This is a genomic window from Mycobacterium shunyiense (assembly GCF_058270035.1).
Map to the genome: position 1 here is coordinate 478,875 of NZ_JBZDPT010000031.1, position 16,614 is coordinate 495,488.

At 60.9% G+C, this 16,614-nt stretch carries 13 protein-coding genes and 1 pseudogene; 9 read left to right on the plus strand and 5 right to left on the minus strand.

Features of this window, described 5'->3' with window-relative positions; genetic code table 11:
* Window positions 1-624 precede the first annotated feature (624 nt).
* The 5 genes and pseudogenes from AC4ELS_RS19425 to AC4ELS_RS19445 all read right to left on the minus strand — a co-directional run bounded on the left by AC4ELS_RS19425 (window position 625) and on the right by AC4ELS_RS19445 (window position 6,475).
* Window positions 625-1,449, minus strand: coding sequence for a hypothetical protein (locus AC4ELS_RS19425; RefSeq protein ID WP_499048687.1), 825 nt, complete (start codon window positions 1,447-1,449; stop codon window positions 625-627).
* Window positions 1,450-1,754: 305 nt separating this feature from the next.
* Entirely contained in the window at window positions 1,755-3,374 is a 1,620-nt protein-coding gene (locus tag AC4ELS_RS19430) for a hypothetical protein (RefSeq protein ID WP_499048689.1), read from the minus strand.
* 545 nt (window positions 3,375-3,919) lie between these two features.
* A pseudogene (locus tag AC4ELS_RS19435) lies at window positions 3,920-4,072 on the minus strand (nuclear transport factor 2 family protein); the annotation flags it as partial.
* Between the two features lie 813 nt (window positions 4,073-4,885).
* Window positions 4,886-5,809, minus strand: a complete 924-nt coding sequence (locus AC4ELS_RS19440; protein ID WP_499048692.1) for a hypothetical protein — start codon at window positions 5,807-5,809, stop codon at window positions 4,886-4,888.
* Between the two features lie 351 nt (window positions 5,810-6,160).
* Window positions 6,161-6,475: a helix-turn-helix domain-containing protein gene (locus AC4ELS_RS19445; RefSeq protein ID WP_499048695.1), complete on the minus strand. Its 315-nt coding sequence runs from the start codon at window positions 6,473-6,475 to the stop codon at window positions 6,161-6,163.
* Between the two features lie 274 nt (window positions 6,476-6,749).
* Between AC4ELS_RS19445 and AC4ELS_RS19450 the strand changes: the two genes are divergently transcribed.
* The 9 genes from AC4ELS_RS19450 (at window position 6,750) to AC4ELS_RS19490 (ending at window position 16,586) form a co-directional block, all read left to right on the plus strand.
* Window positions 6,750-7,502 (plus strand): AAA family ATPase, encoded by a 753-nt coding sequence (locus AC4ELS_RS19450; protein WP_499048859.1) that lies wholly within the window; start codon window positions 6,750-6,752, stop codon window positions 7,500-7,502.
* 60 nt (window positions 7,503-7,562) lie between these two features.
* Window positions 7,563-9,977 carry a S8 family serine peptidase gene (locus AC4ELS_RS19455; protein WP_499048698.1) on the plus strand — a complete coding sequence of 805 codons (2,415 nt, stop codon included), beginning with the start codon at window positions 7,563-7,565 and terminating at the stop codon, window positions 9,975-9,977.
* Window positions 9,974-10,315 carry a hypothetical protein gene (locus tag AC4ELS_RS19460; protein WP_499048700.1) on the plus strand — a complete coding sequence of 114 codons (342 nt, stop codon included), beginning with the start codon at window positions 9,974-9,976 and terminating at the stop codon, window positions 10,313-10,315. The genes AC4ELS_RS19455 and AC4ELS_RS19460 overlap by 4 nt, the downstream gene beginning before the upstream one ends.
* Window positions 10,312-10,812 (plus strand): hypothetical protein, encoded by a 501-nt coding sequence (locus AC4ELS_RS19465; RefSeq protein ID WP_499048703.1) that lies wholly within the window; start codon window positions 10,312-10,314, stop codon window positions 10,810-10,812. The genes AC4ELS_RS19460 and AC4ELS_RS19465 overlap by 4 nt, the downstream gene beginning before the upstream one ends.
* Window positions 10,813-11,096: 284 nt before the next feature.
* Window positions 11,097-11,399 carry a WXG100 family type VII secretion target gene (locus AC4ELS_RS19470; RefSeq protein WP_499048706.1) on the plus strand — a complete coding sequence of 101 codons (303 nt, stop codon included), beginning with the start codon at window positions 11,097-11,099 and terminating at the stop codon, window positions 11,397-11,399.
* Between the two features lies 1 nt (window position 11,400).
* On the plus strand, window positions 11,401-11,691 hold the full coding sequence (locus AC4ELS_RS19475; RefSeq protein ID WP_499048709.1) for a WXG100 family type VII secretion target: 291 nt from the start codon (window positions 11,401-11,403) through the stop codon (window positions 11,689-11,691).
* Window positions 11,692-11,910: 219 nt separating this feature from the next.
* A complete protein-coding gene (locus AC4ELS_RS19480; protein ID WP_499048712.1) occupies window positions 11,911-13,146 on the plus strand; it encodes a hypothetical protein in 1,236 nt (411 codons plus the stop codon).
* Between the two features lie 13 nt (window positions 13,147-13,159).
* Complete coding sequence (locus AC4ELS_RS19485) at window positions 13,160-13,708, plus strand: hypothetical protein (RefSeq protein WP_499048714.1); 549 nt, start codon at window positions 13,160-13,162, stop codon at window positions 13,706-13,708.
* A 259-nt stretch (window positions 13,709-13,967) separates the two neighbouring features.
* Complete coding sequence (locus tag AC4ELS_RS19490) at window positions 13,968-16,586, plus strand: DEAD/DEAH box helicase (RefSeq protein ID WP_499048717.1); 2,619 nt, start codon at window positions 13,968-13,970, stop codon at window positions 16,584-16,586.
* Window positions 16,587-16,614 lie beyond the last annotated feature (28 nt).

The following is a 16,614-nucleotide window of genomic DNA, read 5'->3' on the forward strand; positions in this document are numbered from 1 at the left end:
TCGTTGGTGATTCTTCCTGCCCGAACACTCGGGCAACAGAGTCCCACAACGACTGGACCACTACAGAGGGCTCACCTCACGGCGGGTTGGGCGTCTAACTTGATATGGACGCCGAGGAGCGCCAAGCGCTCGTGGACGAGGGCCTTGATCCCGATGACCCTCAAGTGGTGACAGCGATTGATTTGGTGCGGTGGGAGTTGTCGCTGCTGCTCGGTCAGGATGGTGTGACTCGTCGCTGAGCCTCGAACTGCATCGACGCGGCCAAACCTATCCATTGCCAGTTGCGCCACCGCCGGATTCGAGAAAGGCCCAACGGCAAAACGGCGACACAAGAATGTCGGGTCCTACCCTCGACAAAGTTCGCCCCACCACTAGCTCACACCCCCCGACACCAATCTTCGTGGCGGATCACTCGGTACCAGCGCACCGTCACCAACCGTCCCCCCGGGACAGTCAAGCGATACCTCAACAGTCCCGCGAATACCGTGAGAACACACGCGATGAAATCGGGATCGCCTGACACGACCTACATTGGCGGACATACGCTACCGACAGCGTGCGTGTACGTCCGTCGCGGACACACCGGCTTGGCGACAAGTGGCCACCCTGGCCAAACACAGTCAGCTACGCGGTTGTGTTGGTGCCGAGGTTGGTGGGCGGCACGGATGCGGAACGGCGCCAGGTGAACCCGTCGGGGGTCAACTGGGTCCGGTAAAACGTCGCGTCCGCCCGTCGGACTATCTGGAATGAGTGCCTCCGGCCCACAAAGTAGGCTCGGCTGTTCGGAGTGCGGACCCGACGTCGCGATCGAATCCCACGGTTGGCGTCGAGGTGGAACCACAGGCACCAAGCAAGCATGCGCGCCGTTTCCCCCATTCCGACGTCAACGTCGACGATGAGGTGTAGCGATTGTCGCGGCAGCAGTTGGTAGTTACGCGACGTCACGTGCCGGCCGTTTTCGTCACCGAGGGTCTCGACCTGGCACGGCCGGTCGGTATAGAGACCAACAGCCAGTAGAAAGCTGTCGACCACGCCGCCACCGACGCCCAGTTCGATGACGGATCCTTCTGGGAGTCGTTGAGCAGGAACCATCTTCGCGGTGGCTCGGACGTCGTTGACGAACACCGCGTTGCTGGACTTGTTATAGATGTGAAGGACTATCCGATCTCGGTCGACGGGCAGCCACTGCTGCTCTCGTGCGACCTCCTCGATACTCAGGTGCAAGTTCTGTGCATCGAACCTTGCTGCTGACGGTGGCGTGTCCGGGTTGCCGGGCACCCAGCGAGGTATCGCGCGCGCCGGGATCTGCGCCTCGCGGATAACCTGTTGACGCCGATCGCCTTCCAGCACGTCGACGCGCAGCGGGCTGCCTCCCAAGGCATCTATCAACATCGGTAGTCGCCCGATTATGCCGACCAATGGGCCCAGCCCAATATCCACTGCTTCCACCCCCGGGACCAGTACTGGGCAAAAGCTTACCTTCAACGCTCATGGATACGCTCCCACGACCGCTCAGAGAACTTGGAAGCTACGGGGTTTCAACACAGGCGAACGTTTCCACGTCTGCCAAATGGGTCCACTCTACGCGGTATGAACTGATGGTTTGGCCGGGTGCGCCTCTGCTGCAGGCACACCGTTGAACGAATCGCCCGTTCGCGTGGTAAGGCGATGCACGGCGTGTTTTGGGCGCAGAGACGAACGACTCCCCAGCGGACACGCCGGCTCGACGGCGCCGGAGCGGCCGAAGATTGCCGCTAGCAGTGGGTGTGCCGCGGATCGAATGCGGTGGTTATCTCGGCGCTGATTCGCTCTGCGGAGGCGCCCGGTGCTGTCTGCCAGACCTGCAGCAATCCCCACGTCAACGCGATCGCGTTCAGTTGAATTCCCGGGTCATCCCGATCAATGCGGGACGACGGCGTAAGGAGGTTCTCGATCGCCATCTGCATCGCAGTGGTGTTGCTGCCCCAGTAGTAGATCAGTTCCACCGCCCTTTCCACATCTAGCTCGGCAAATAGTTCGCCGATACGATCAGGAGGCCAGCTGGGGTAGGCGTAGCGCGCCGCACTCTGAAAGTGCTCTGAAAATCTTTCGCGGCCAAGGACTTCAAGCGCATACTGGCCGATGGACAACACGTGTAGCAGATCGTCGATTTCCAGGTGTGACTGTTCGGGCGAGATGAACAGCGCTTTCGGATTGCGCAGTAGTTCGGTAACGGTGTTAGCAGCAGCGAATACCGCGAGAAGATGGGTCAGTTTGTCGGGATCGACCTCATGCTGCTCGACACGAAGATCGTCCCGATACCAATCGGATTCGGCTAGGCCGAGCCGATGTTGCAGTTCCCGTACCAGCCGGATGGCGTCATCCCAAGAACCGTCAGACGTCGTGTAGGCGTCGGCGGCGCCGAACCCTAGATGCCGGGATCTGATTTCGTTGGCCCGGTGCTCCATAACCTCAGACCATGCCGTGCGTGCGCTTGGCTTGATCGCGTCCGGATCCACCTCGTAGTAGCCCGGTATGTCAGCGATGGGAAGAATGAAACTGGCGGCCTGCGAGAATGCTTCGTCATCGGTCACCAGCACGATGCAATTTCGCTCCGGGCTGGTTCCTCGAAGGCCCACCATGAAACTGACCATGCTGCAATCCCACGCAGCGGAGTTGATCGCGGTGGCCACGTCCGGCTTATTCATTTTGAACACCCCGTCGACGATTGCCTGAGACACCGACTGCTGGCCCAGCTCAGCCAGGCACAACCAGGTCCAAGACAGTGGTATCCAACCGATCTCGTCGCTCAGCCAGTTCAACAACTCGATCAGTAGGTCTCTGGACTGCTCCGGCGTGCGCTTTCCTCGGTGCACAGAACCGACCATCAGACGCCATTTCGCGATCACCGCATAATTCGGCAGCACCAACGTCGCGAAATAGGGCCGCGCCAGTCCGACCCAACGGTCGATATCATCGTACTCAACCGTGACCGTGAAGCTTTCCAATGGTCGCCGACCCGAGAAGACGTCCACCGCGGGGTGATCACGAGCAATGTTGATCAGCGACTCGACTGCCTGCACGCGTGCGGCGATCTTGAGCGGTGACACGGCGTAGCCATCGAAGTCGGCCCCCTCGATCGCGCCGGGCATCACCATGAAGCCAGCCGCGTCGAACTTGCTCATCCATTCGATGAGATGGCGGAAGCGCCGTTGCTGTACAGCATTTGGATTGTGGCCGTTGCGCAGTATCGCCTCGCCGAAACTCACGACGTTGGAGTCAAGCAGCAGATCGGCACCGCTTAGCGGCACACTGCCGCCTTGCGTCGCACCCACAAAGTAGAAGTGTTCACGCCCCGGTTTGTCGACGGCCGCCTTCCTGGCGCGTTGTCCCACTGCAGCTCCCCTTCCCAGCGATGGTCCGACGGCCCCCTCTTCTCCCGCAGTCCATCAACAGCAGTGTGCAAGACCCGCGCCACCGAGTACAGCGATTTTCCCTTGTGTTGGTGGTCAGTTCAGAAGCCGGGGCGGCCCATCCAGTGTGGGTTCCACTTCTGCGCTGCCCATTCCATTTCAGGTCTGCCGACAGTTTCCAAGTGGCGAGTTCACGTGGAGTCCTTTAGCCATCGTAGCTGGTCAGGTTGGCGAGAGCCGCTTTCAGGATCGCGTGAGCGGCGAAATGGTGTTGTTGAGCGTCGTTTCCAATAACTGCGCTGATAGTTCCATTTGAGACCTGGCAGTTGGTCTGCTGAGGCAAGCAGGTGGACCGAAGTCCTGTGAAAGCAGACAGGCGTGACGTGTCGATCTTCACCGCATCTCTGCACCTGCCGGCGGTCGCCACCAACTAGACAGTCCGAGACGGAACAGCGGCCAGCCTGTTTTCACCTGCGCCTGAGGGTTTCGCCTGAGACGGTAGGTGGTAGATCCCCGTTCGGCGCGGGCTAGTCGATGGGTTGGTCCGCGAAAGGGTTGTTGTGAAACCAGACGTTCTCCTCCACCAGGTGGTGGCTGCGCCAGCCGTCGCCGGTGCGGATCAGCTGGTGGTGGTAGTAGCCTCCGCAGAAGCTCAGTCCCGATATCCCGGGCAGCTGCATCGCCAATGAGTTGACTATTCAACACGTATAAGTTGTATATTCGGCAATATAGGGAACGGTGGGCGCTTGGGTCAAGCAATCGCGGGAAACCGGACTTGTTCCCCGAGTTCATTCATCCAGGCGTCCATCCGGCGTCGTTCATCGACCGGCAGCGCAGTTCGACGGCATCGCTACGGCAGCTGCGCTTTTCTAGGGACCAGTGCCGACACCGTGTATCCCCGAAGGACGCAACACCTTTGAAGGGCGCGGCTTTGCAAGCGAAGACCCGCTGGACGCGGTCGATGCGGAACACGTCGCGGCACTCGCTTGCGCGCACCTGTAAGCCGCTGGACGTATCAGCGTCGCGACGGCTCGCGATCCAGCGACGGCCCCAATCTCAACTGCCTACTGCCCCGAATCGGACTGTTATCGGTTGGGTGTAGCGCTCCCACGCCACGCTGCCGGCTTGTTGAGGTGGGCCCGATTCTGGCCAACCTCGTTGCACCTCAACGGCTAAAGCCAGATTCAAGTGCGGTTCGTCAGAATTCTCTGACACCGTGCGGTCTCATTTTTGCGAGTTTCAAGATCGAATCATCTGCGGATCGCACGCTTGCCGACAGCGTCTGTGGTGCCGACGTCCGTAGGGGCGATCGGTGATAGCCCCAACGGTCAACCCCGACCTGAGTAGATGGAGCTGCGAAGCCTGCTGCTCTTCTGCCCCCGCACGACACGCCAGCTGACCTTCGCGGCACCCCAACGCGACGACGCTGCCAACCTGGCCAGACAATCGCTCTGACTGTGGTTACCGAAGAAGCACGCTCGGCCTGTGGAGCGTCAGTGTTCAAATGGCCAGTTACCCAACGCGTTGGCCTGGCACTCACGTGGCCAATCGCATGGGTACACGCCCCAATCGTCGACTCCAGCTCGCGCGGTGACATATCCACGTTGAGCTTCCTGTGGATAGCCCATGATCCGAAACGGACTTCCGTTGTCATTGCGGATTTCGATATGTGAGCCGTCGTCGAAGGCCACATCAATGTGGTACAGGATCTCATCGCCATAGAAGGGGGCGACAACCACCGCATTGAAACCCACCGTTTCACCTTTAGATACCGTGACCAACCGCTTGTCGAGATAGTGAACTGTCGTCGGTGCGCCTTCGTCGTCCTGTACACGGGCGTTGAGGTCATCAGAGCCGAAATCAATTGCGAAATCTTCTCTTCCGGTCGCACCTTGGGGAACTGCGTAGAAGACAGCGCCGGCCGGCGCAGGCGCACGGAAATCGACTACGGCTTTGATACTGCTGATGTGGGCGCTCGCCGAACGCAACCCTGTCAAGTCGAAGGCTAGCGTCGAGGACACTTGCGACATCTGCAGATGGTGTGCGAAAGGCATATCTGCAAACGTCGCTCCCACCCCAGGGAATCCGGTCTCCGACATACCCCTGACAGTCCCTGGCGCGATGTCGATCGCCGAACCAGACACCCACGATGCCCACGGCGCAGGTGCCTTGGCGATGAAGGCTTTCGCAGGCGCAGAGTTGCGGTCGGTCGCTGCCCTGTCCTCTGCGATACCGCGATCGTTGACCACCGCAGCATTTCTGGCAAAGAAGTGCTGGTTAAGCAATGTTGCCGCCAGGCTCGCACTCACTGCAAGGCTGATCGTTAGAGCGACTCTGCTCATGCACCACTGGACGATGTTGTGCACCCGGGAATCGGGTTTTCCGTGCCGCGCCATCATTTCCCCCTCGCCCGCCACTGGCTTCGGTTATGAGCCTATGCATCACGCCTGACACGTGCGCGAACGACGAACTCGACCCAAATTGCGAACCACCGCTCGCAGTTTCGTCTCGAAGTTTTCTCGGCGCAGGCAGTCGTTAGGAAAACGAATCGCTCAACATGCACGTTGTTCACGTGATATCCGACCACACCCGGATCGAGACTGCGTCGCCTCCAAATCAGTTGCTCTACAGTCTGTCTCACGATCGACTCCACGCGGCGGCGATCACGGCAGACAGACCTGCCACCAGCCTCGCTCGTATCAGCATTTCAGTCGAAGCTGCCGTCTGCGCGCCGACTGCTGCCCGCATTTTCGCGATCCCGTCGCTGATTAGGGGTCGTTGTCCCTACCCGTAGGCGCCGAATCAACCAGGGGTTGAGGACTAATAGGCCCGGTCAACGACCGCATCATCGGGCTCAAATCGATCCGCAGCGCGACACCCAACGCAATGACGGTGAAGAACCCGGGATCAACCACCCGGCCTTCCTCGATCGCCTGGATCGTCGACGCGCTGACTCCAGACCGTGCCGATAGCTCTTTTCGTGAAAACTTTAGTAATTTTCGTTGGTGGCCCAGAAGCTGGCGCAACGCTTCACGACGTTCCTGGTATGGAAGGTCTTTCTGGCACGTACGCCCGCGCTGCACCCGCTCAAACTATCAAAAAATTCATAGGTCTTTGCTGACTCGTGTTACGATCACGCCCATGGCAGGTCGTCATCTCCGCGACATGATCGTGGCGTACGGGCAACGCGACGACCTCAAGTTTCGGCGCGCAGCGCAAGCGATCATCAGCGAAGAAGAGGCCAAGCGACACACCGTCCTGGCGCGCGAGCTGCGAACCGCGCTGGCGGCCAACTCAGCGTTGGGTGTCAACGAGCAGCCGATCGTGCCCGAGCCGCCAGTGGACCGCGACAGCGCAATGCCCTTGGCTCGGGTTGAATTGACCGACCGCACCTTGAACGAACTGGTGCTCCGAACAGAGACAGCAGACGCGCTGCAGCAACTGATTACAGAAGTCCGGCACTGGGCGGATTTGGATGCCGCTGGGTTGCCGCGGCGCAATCGGTTGTTGTTGTCAGGACCGCCCGGGTGCGGCAAAACCTCTGCAGTATCAGTGCTGGCCCACGAACTGGGCCGGCCGCTGGTCACCGCTCGGGTGGAAGGGCTGATGTCGAGCTACCTCGGCGAGACCGCCACGAATCTGACAAACCTATTCACCTTCGCCTCAACTGGTCCCTACGTGCTATTTCTCGACGAGTTCGACAGCCTGGGCAAATTGCGTGACGATCCGTCTGACCACGGTGAGCTGCGCCGCGTTGTCAACGCCGTACTGCAGCAGATCGACGCCTACACGGGTCCCTCGCTGATTGTTGCGGCGACAAACCACTCGCAGATCCTCGACAGCGCCCTGTGGCGGAGGTTCGACGCAGTCATCGAACTGGGTCTGCCCAGCGAGGACGAACTGGCCGCGGTGGTGCGACAGAATCTGCCCCCCAAGGCTTTCTCCCTTGCCCGACCACAGCTGGCCCGACTCTCGGGCTTCCCTCATGCCGCTGCAGAATATTTCGCGAATGCTGCACGGCGCCGTGCAGTGCTGGCCGGCGCGAAGACCATCACGGCCGCCGACGTTGATGCGGCCATGGCGGAAACGACTTCTCGACCCTGGCTGTAATTTGCAACACATTTAACGCGTAGGTCAATCAACCGTTGTCAGCAAAGTTACTGTCATGGCATGGCTGACCACCTTAGGTTGTTGGGGGATATTCCATTACGGACAAAACGTCGCAGTAACGGTGTGCCCGGCGACCCACCACCGTTTGACAGAGATGCTCACGCCACGACATTGCGCGGAATTCTGGAGGGGCTGGAGAGCGCCCGTCGGGCGATACTCGCCCGGGCACTGGACACCGCCAACGACGAACCCGTAACTGACGCCGCCGACTTGGGGGAATTCGTTCTCAAGTTTTCGGGCCGGTTCAATGACGACCGCGGCGCATTCAAGAAAGCCGGCATGACGGCGCTGGCGGCCAGCGATGGCACCGAGTTCTACGCCCTGAGCACCGACGCGTCGCGTCGCGTGTTCGCCGAGCACGCGCAGTCATACATCGACGGCGAGCAGGATCTCGATGTTCTCACTGAGAAATGGCGCGATCTACTCGATCGCATCCACGGTGTCGAACTCTACGACATCGCCGACCGGCTCGCCGATGGCGTTCTCCGGCCCGCCGACGATGAAGCGGGTCTTTCCGAGATCGATATTGCCTTATGGCCCACGTCGATCGTGGATCAAGGTGCACCAAGAGAAGGGCGCCGGCGGGTCACGGCAGTCCGCGATGTCGTCACCGGCAACGCACACCTCGATCCGCGGGTAGGTGTCGTTGCCTACGATGACGCCCACACCGATCGGCTCATGGTTCGGGCACGGGTCAACGCCACAACGTTCGACGCGGTCGCCCGTCACCCCTATGTCGAGAAGATCCGCGGATCGCTGCAAGTATCGGTAACCCAAAGCGATCTCGACGCCGCACCCACACCCACGGACCGACTCCTACCCGAAGGCGCACCGATAGGCATCATCGATGACCTTGTCGTCACTGCAAATCCATGGCTGGAGGACGTGGTGGTCGAGCAGAAATCCTTCCCCGACGGATTCGACTACGGTGAGCCAACCCGCCACGGCACACATGTCGCCGGATTCGCGGCGTGGGGCAACGTCCGTGCCCTGCTCGATCCCGACTACGACGGTCAACCCTATCCGATCTACGTTGCCCGGGTTGCGCAGGCCAATGAGCACCTGCAGCCCCAGTTCGTCGGAAACGCAGCCGACTTAGTCTCCCAGGCGCTCGATTGGTTCGCCGAAAAGGGGGTGCGGATCGTTGTCCTCGCCTATGCCTATTCCTACGCCGACAACGGCGCCCTCACCGCTGACCTGTCGGCCGTTGTTGACGAAAAGTGCCGAGAACACGGGCTCGTGGTCGTCGTCAGCGCCGGCAACCTGACTGATATCGGACACCAACACTGGCATGAGGACTATCCCCAGTATCTGGACCAACACACGGCCAAGATCGCTGCCCCCGGCACCGCCGCTCTGGCAGTGACGGTGGGCTCCGTTGCCCATGACACGGCCGTGGATCGGCAACGCTGGCCGCATGGACTGCACATCGCCGAACCAGGCCAGCCTGCACCGTTCACTCGGACGGGGCCGATCCGCGGTAGCAACAAGGCTGGCCGGAGAAAGCCGGAGTTCGCCAGTCACGGTGGAAGTTGGGGCTGGGACCAATCCGCCGACACCATCATCTACGACGACCCGAACATCGCTGCCATTGCCCTCATCCCACCGCGGCGGGGCCGGGTATTCGGATCGGTGTGGGGAACCAGCTACGCCGCACCTCAGGTCGCTCACGAAATCGCACGCATCCAGACCCGTTACCCCGAGGCGGGAGCGAATCTGCTGCGCGCCCTCACTACGTTGTCAGCCGAGCCATCAGAAGCAAACGCCTCAGCCGACACAGCCCTCGCCGCGGCCCATGGCATTCCCGTTGCCGATAACGTGCTTGAAAGTGACACTGACAGTGTCATATTCGTCTATGAGGGCGAAATGGCAACAAACTCCCATACTGTCCTGGAGATCCCGATACCTGTTGAGTTCGCGACGGGGGCATCCCATCGCGAGTTCAGCGTCGCGCTCGCTTTCGACCCGCCCACTCGGCGCAGCCGACGCGATTACATTGCGGGCAGAATGCAGTTCGACTTTCATCGGAAGTTAACCTTCAGGGAGATCTCCGACATCTATGCACTGCAGCACTCGATCGCGGAGGTGCAGGCCAATCCGAACCTTAAAAGGTACGACAAGCCAACACCGGTGAAGATGCGGCCCGCGACCCAAAACACACTGGCCGATACCGTCATTTGTCGCCGCTACGAGATGCAGCAAGGCGGTTGGAGCCCAGACGATGCCGGCTACTTCTTGATCATTACCCACGAACACAGTCAGTGGACCACCGCCCAGAAAAGCCACTACGAGCGGCAGTCTTTCGCTGTTGCCGTACGGATCCGAGACTTCAGCCGTCCTGAAATCGACTTGTACGCATTAGCGCAAGCGCGCCTACAGGACCGGGCCCGCGCCCGAGGAGGAGCAGACCGATGACCAATTCCACTAACGGCCAGCGTGCCCACCTGGAACTGGACTGGGCTGCCTCGCCGCGCCCAACTCTGTGCGAGGAAGTGTTCGATCGCATCACGATAGAGAAGGTTGGACGGTCCTGGAGCAGACAAATCAAGATCTGCGGCCAGTGCCCATTCTGCTTTGGCGAGTTCAGCTACGTGCACTCGCTGAAGTTGGTTCCGACGGTGGCCGCTCCGTCAGGACAAGGCAGCGGCGCCATCGACATCACCATCGAATGCCGCTGTGCACACCGGCACCCGAACGCGCCTGATCACGTCACAGGGTGTGGCCAATATTGGACCGTTGAAATCACACGATGATTCGCCGCAAGCCCTACCGTGCGGTTCGCATACGCGAAGCCACCGATGCTGAGATCGCCGCCAAGACTCGCATCGAGAAGCTGATCGCTCAACAGCTTCCAGCCGTGCGCGCCACAGCACAGAACTGGCGCAACGGCGTCGGTTTCGGTGCCGTCGCATCGACACTCGTGGGGTTGTTCAAGGCACCAGAGATCATCAAGAATGCGACCGCGCAACAGGTAGCCAATGGCGGCTGGCTCTTAGCTATCAGCATCGTTGTGGCCGTAGCATCCTTCGCGTGTGCTCTTCGAGCATCGTTCGGCTGGCCATCATTCAAAGCTATTGGTTCCGAGGACGAACTACGTCAATGGGAGAGCGCCGAGACAGCGGCCACTATCAAGCACCTACGCAGGTCGATGGTCCTCGCCATCGTGGCTTTCCTCGGTTTCTGCACCGCCGCGGCAGTTCTCATCTTCCATGTTCCACTGCCTCTACAGTTTCCCCGCTGGGACCAATAAGCGATTCGATGCAGCGGTCAGCAACAGCACGCCATTGACCGACCTGATCCCCATTGATCATCCGATCGATCACCGCGGCCACGGTATTCACGCTCAAGGTGTCGCCCAACCGCCGCCACAGTTGGGCTCGCTCATCCCTCGACGGGCGCAGGCCTGCAACTGGGTTGATGGCGCTGGAGGCCACCAATTGGTGCAATCGGCTCCCCCAGCCGACTTGTAGTCTAGTTTCGGCGAAAGGGGGACGCGCTGTGCCAAGTGCAGCAGACGGGGGCAATGATCACACGTTGCGGGTTGACACCGACACACTCAGCAGCACCTCAGACCAACTGCAATCGATCGCTGACGAGTTGCGCGACGGCCTGCGCCGACTCGTTTCACACGCTGACCGAGTAGTTGACAACACCTGGCGAGGTGAAGCCGCCTCGGCGTTCGCCAACGAATGGAACGAGTTCCGCGAGACGGCCGAATCAATCGTCGAAGACGCCGATGTGATTGCCGGACTTGTGGCGCTCAGCGCCAACCACTACATCAACGGCGACGAATCCAACGCGGAAATGCTGCGCGCTACATGGTCAAGACAGGTATGACATGGCTGGCTACACCGTGGATGTCGACGCGCTGCACGATCTTCAAGAACAAATGCAGCAATTCCTGACCAAAGCCACCGAGAATCTGGCCCGCGTAGAGGGTCTTATCGTCCAGGTCTGTGCAGATTGGGACGGGACCGCCGCCGCCGCTTACCAACAACGCCATCGCGAATGGGTCGACGCGTTACGCGACATGAACGACTCGATCGCCGACTTCAGGGCGTGGGCGAGCGAGGCCGAAGACGGCTACCGCGAGGTCATGGAAATCAACCTGCGCATGGCGCAGGGATAGAACGGGTCAACGTCCGTGGGTGTTTGGGTCGTCGATCCCGACTGGTATTTCACCACCGCCGAGGTACTGGGGCGCGCGGCTTCCGAACTTGCCGGCGCGGCAGGAACAGTCGCAGCTGCCGCGGACTTCGCGAGTCTGCACATGGCGGGCAATGACCCGATCGGGACCGGGTGGGGATCGGCATACGACGCCGGTGCGTCCGGCACGGTGCAGGGCGCGGTGTTGCTCAGCAAGGCGTGGTCGGCGCTGGCTGGCCGGATCTATCAGGCCGGGGTGAACCACGCCTGGGTCGAGTTCCGCAACGGCCGCGGCCGGCTACCCGTGCCGGCGAACCTGCCGCCAGAGCCGGCGATCTCCCAATTGAGTCTGACGATGCAAACCTCGGTGGGCGGCAACGGGATTGGTCTCGATGAACTGCTTCCGGGTCTGCTGGAGATGCTGGGCCGTGAAACCCCCAACGCCAACACCGACAAGCTAAACACCGCCGCCGACGTGTGGAGCCGTTTCGGCGCAGACATCACCGACACCGTTGACGGAGTCGTGCGGCTGACGAAACGCCCCGATCCGTCGTTGCCTGACGCGACAGCTTTCTATGACTCTGTCATCAAAGTCAGTGCGCCCGGTGACGCGTTGGCCGCCGATGCGCGCGCGTTGGGCTCACTGACCAGTGGCTTTTCTGCTGGTGTGACCACGATGCGCCAGTCCATCGACAGGCAAGTCAGATTCACCGCACTCATGCTCGGCGGCACCGGAACCGTGTCCGTCGTTGCTGCCGGGGTCACCGGCGGCATCTCGATCCGGGCTGAGGCCGCCGTGGCGCGGCGGCTGATTCAACGTGCCTCCGACAATATCCGCGGATATATCAACACCTTGCAAACTACCGCGTCGCTGGTCAACACCTTCTCGCCGGTCTTTGACCCGGTCATGAAATCGCTTCTGGACAAAGAAGCCCTCATCCCTGCTGTCGGATACGAACACAGACCCGATGGCACACTCAAACCGACCGTCCGCTATTTCGACCGTGCCAAATGGGCGGCCTGGCAGCGCTACCTCGAACGGGGCGGCGACTGGGACATCGACCGATGGAGCAAGGCCTACGATCAGCTCCTGGAGAATGCGGCCAATGGGTGGTGGTATGACCAGCTGGTCGCCGACATCATGGGGTACGACACTGAAGAGGGCTGGCGTCACCAATACGGCAACGCCGAGATCGTGCCCGGCCGGCGATGGGACTGGGCCCACCTGGTCGATGGGATACCGGACGAGGTGGTCGAGAATAAGAGCGGCAGACTTGATTTCGATCAGCTAAGCGCCGATGAGGAAGCTCTGCAAGCGGGCCTGAACGTCACCTACAACATCAACAGCAAGTACCCCTACAGCGAGGCAGAACTGGCTGAGCTGCAGCGACTGCAAGACGAGTACCCCGACCAGTTTCGGGTGAACCGGCTACCCTGACGGGGAGGCAACCATGGGCAGCACATTCAACTACGTACCGATCCAGCTGACGAAAGCGTTTCGCGACGCCCAGTCCGACGAGAAGTTCCAAAGCTGGCTCAAAATGCAGGACGCCGCGATGGGCATTGAATTCCCCATCAACGACCTCCCAGAGGTGCGCGACAGCATGTTCACCAAAGACAGCCTCGCTCTAGCTGAAGCCAAGCTGACCGACCTCTACGACAGCAACCGCACCGCGTACACCGGTGACGAGAACGTCCACCGCACAATGCGTTTCGTGTACTACATCGGTGAAACCTTTCGCCGGTCCTTCGAAGGAACCTGGGTCGCAATCCCGCCTCAAGACAACACATCTAAACAAGACACTCCGCTGCCGGGCATCGACGTTCCGTTCCGCGAAGGATTCATCCAGCCGACCCAACTCATCGGTTTCGCACTCATCCGGCGCAGCGGCAACGAGCTCACGCGCGTGTACGGCCACATGGAACGCGCCTACAACAAATGGGAGCAAGCAGGTCGGCCAGAACGTACCTACCGCGGCACACTGCGCGAAAACGGCTAACCGGCCGGACTGTCTATCGTTGTTGTCACTTGTCTCGGCGGGGATGCCATCTTTAGTGAGACGATGGCCGCGCAATCGGCCCAGTGAAGTTGGCATTTCCGCAACTGCGGCCAATCCTCATCACCTGGAATCGGCCGCGCCGTCACGTACGGCGGTCACCGCTGTGCAGCGCGTAGATCGACTTACCGATCCGGCGCAACAATGTCTGTATTGGCTTCACCTCTAAACTTCACATCTGCATTCACGACTAAGGACCAGGATGGCATTCGCGAAGACGACACGTGCGCAGCCGGTACCGGACGACCCTGAATCGCTTTACCGGCAGTTGGCGCGCACTAACAACGGCCCTGACAGCCTGTGGGGCCATCAGACCGACATCCTCCGCGACTGGCACGGGCACTATCTGAACAAGAATGACGTCGCGTTGGAGTTGCCGACCGGGGCAGGAAAGACGCTAGTGGGCGGATTGATTGGCGAGTGGCTACGTCAGTCCGAGGGCAAGCCAGTCGCGTATCTGTGTCCGAACAATCAACTCGCCGCGCAGGCCGCAAACCGCCTGCGCGAGTATGGGATCCCCGTCTCTCTGCTGACCGGCCGAGTCAACCAATGGGATCCGGTTCAGCGGGCCAAATTCAATGCCGCAGACGCGGTCGCAGTGACCGTCTACTCGCACGTTTTCAACACGAACCCCGGGATCATCGACGCCGGAACGCTGCTGTTCGACGACGCACACGCCGGAGAGCAACCCGTTGCAGCGGCATGGAGTATCACCATGTCACGTGACGAAGGCGCTTACCAATCAGTGCTGTCGGTATTGTCCGACGGACTGGGTGAGCAGCTCGTGTCGTCGCTGCGCGAAGACAATTCCGTCCGCAAGTACAGCAAGGACGTGTTTCTGGCCGCGCCCACGGTCGTGGCGCTGAGGGCATCCGATCTCGAACAGACACTCAATGCTGCGGTGGCAACGAAGCAAATCGATAAACAACAGCGCTATCCGTTGAGCACCCTGGCTGGACACCTCGGCGAATGCTTGGTTTACGTGTCCTATCGCCGCATCCTGATCCGGCCCTTGATCAGCCCCACCGCCTGCCATCCTGCGTTCGCCGACGCGGGGCGACGCTTGTACATGAGCGCCACACTAGGCGCCGGCGGCGAACTAGAGCGCGCATTCGGGCGCCGCAAGATCCACCGCATGCCCGTGCCCAAGGGATGGGATAAACAAGGCACCGGCCGGCGCTTCTTTGTGTTCCCAGAGTTGGCAACCGAGATGTCTAGCGACGAAACGCTTGTTGAGCCGTGGCTGAAGGACACAATCCAAAAGCATGGTCGCGCAGCGCTACTCAGTCCATCCGATCGTCGCGCCGCCGCGGTCATCGCTGCGACACTGCCGGAGGGGTACGTCCAGCTCGACGCTCATACGGTCGAGAGCGACATGACGAAGTTCACCGACCAAGAGCACGCCGTGTTAAACCTCACCAACCGCTACGACGGTGTCGACCTGCCCGACGAAGCGTGCCGATTACTCATCCTCGCCGGGCTGCCCTCACAAGGCGACCTCCAAGAGCGCTTTCTCTACGACGCGTTGGGCGCCGGCCGCGTCCTGCAGGAGCGCATTCGGGCGCGCATCATTCAGGGAACCGGGCGCGCAACTCGCAACGCCAAAGACCATGCGACCGTTGTCGTCATCGGAGACGACCTGACCAACTTCATCATCCGATCCGATGTGCTCGCCGCGCTACGCCAGGAGCTTCAAGCCGAAATCGAATTCGGGCGACAACAAAGCCTCGACCGACCTATCGCCGACATCGACGAGAACATCGGCCTGTTCTGCGGCCAGACCAGCGAATGGTTCGAAGTCGAAGCCGAGATCACTGCCGACCGCGACGCCCGCGAACGCCAGGATCCGCCGGCGACCAAAGAGTTCGCAGACGCCGCCCCCGAAGAGGTCGCGGCGATGGAAGCGTGGTGGAACGGCGATATCGAGCTCGCGCTGCAGCGCGCCCAAGAAGTCGTCACCATTCTCGAGAAGAAGCGTGCTGCTCATCGGTATTCGGCCCTGTGGCACTACCTGTGCGGATCCTGGACACGGACCCGCGCCGATGAATCAGGCGATCCCACCGGCAGTCTCGCGAAGGCCGCCAGGGGGCACATCCGCCGCGCACGAGCCGCTGCCCGGGGCACGACGTGGCTGAATCATCTTGTCGATCCTGTCGCGGCGATCAGGCGCGCCGAAGACTTCGACGACCTGGACCGGCTCGCCGCACACAACCTCGTCGATCGCATCAACCAGTGGAACGACGCCGACGAAAAGGCGCTTACCGAAGCGCAATCCAATCTCGCGCAGAGCAGCTTCAAGAAATACGAAGCAGGTTTGAAAGCACTCGGCCGGTACGCCGGCGCCAGCGAGGTGTACGACGACGGCGGAGCGCAAGCCGCACCCGACTCCACCTGGATCTTCGGAACCCAGCTTTGGGTCGCGTGGGAAGCCAAGAGCGAGGCACTATCTGACAGCAGCATCCCCGCGAAGTACACCCGGCAAGCCACCCTGCATCTCTCATTCGTTGCCGACAAGCGCGCTGGCGAGGAAGCGCCGGCCGGGTCATTTACGTGTTACACGACACCGCAAGCGAAGATCGAACCCTCAGCACGCGCGGTTTGCGGTGAGGACGTGTATCTGATTCCGATCCACGACCCGGCTAACCTTCTGGCAGCGGTCGACCGCGCGTTGACGAAGGCTAGGACTTTCGGCGGCGCCGTCGACGAGGCGGGCGTGCTGAACGCACTCCAGTCAGAGGGTTGCCTGCCAAGTCAATGGCTGTCGCGTTTTACCTCGCAGCCGCTCAAGTCGTTCGGTCAGCAGGTGGACAGCACGGAGTAAGCCTGCCGGTCGCTCAGCGAACACAACT

Excerpts from the sequence above, each read along its gene's own strand:
- AC4ELS_RS19450 (WP_499048859.1), top strand. The coding sequence starts at position 6,750 with ATGCCCTTGGCTCGGGTTGAATTGACCGACCGCACCTTGAACGAACTG.
- AC4ELS_RS19455 (WP_499048698.1), top strand. The coding sequence starts at position 7,563 with ATGGCTGACCACCTTAGGTTGTTGGGGGATATTCCATTACGGACAAAA.
- AC4ELS_RS19460 (WP_499048700.1), top strand. The coding sequence starts at position 9,974 with ATGACCAATTCCACTAACGGCCAGCGTGCCCACCTGGAACTGGACTGG.
- AC4ELS_RS19465 (WP_499048703.1), top strand. The coding sequence starts at position 10,312 with ATGATTCGCCGCAAGCCCTACCGTGCGGTTCGCATACGCGAAGCCACC.
- AC4ELS_RS19475 (WP_499048709.1), top strand. The coding sequence starts at position 11,401 with ATGGCTGGCTACACCGTGGATGTCGACGCGCTGCACGATCTTCAAGAA.
- AC4ELS_RS19485 (WP_499048714.1), top strand. The coding sequence starts at position 13,160 with ATGGGCAGCACATTCAACTACGTACCGATCCAGCTGACGAAAGCGTTT.
- AC4ELS_RS19490 (WP_499048717.1), top strand. The coding sequence starts at position 13,968 with ATGGCATTCGCGAAGACGACACGTGCGCAGCCGGTACCGGACGACCCT.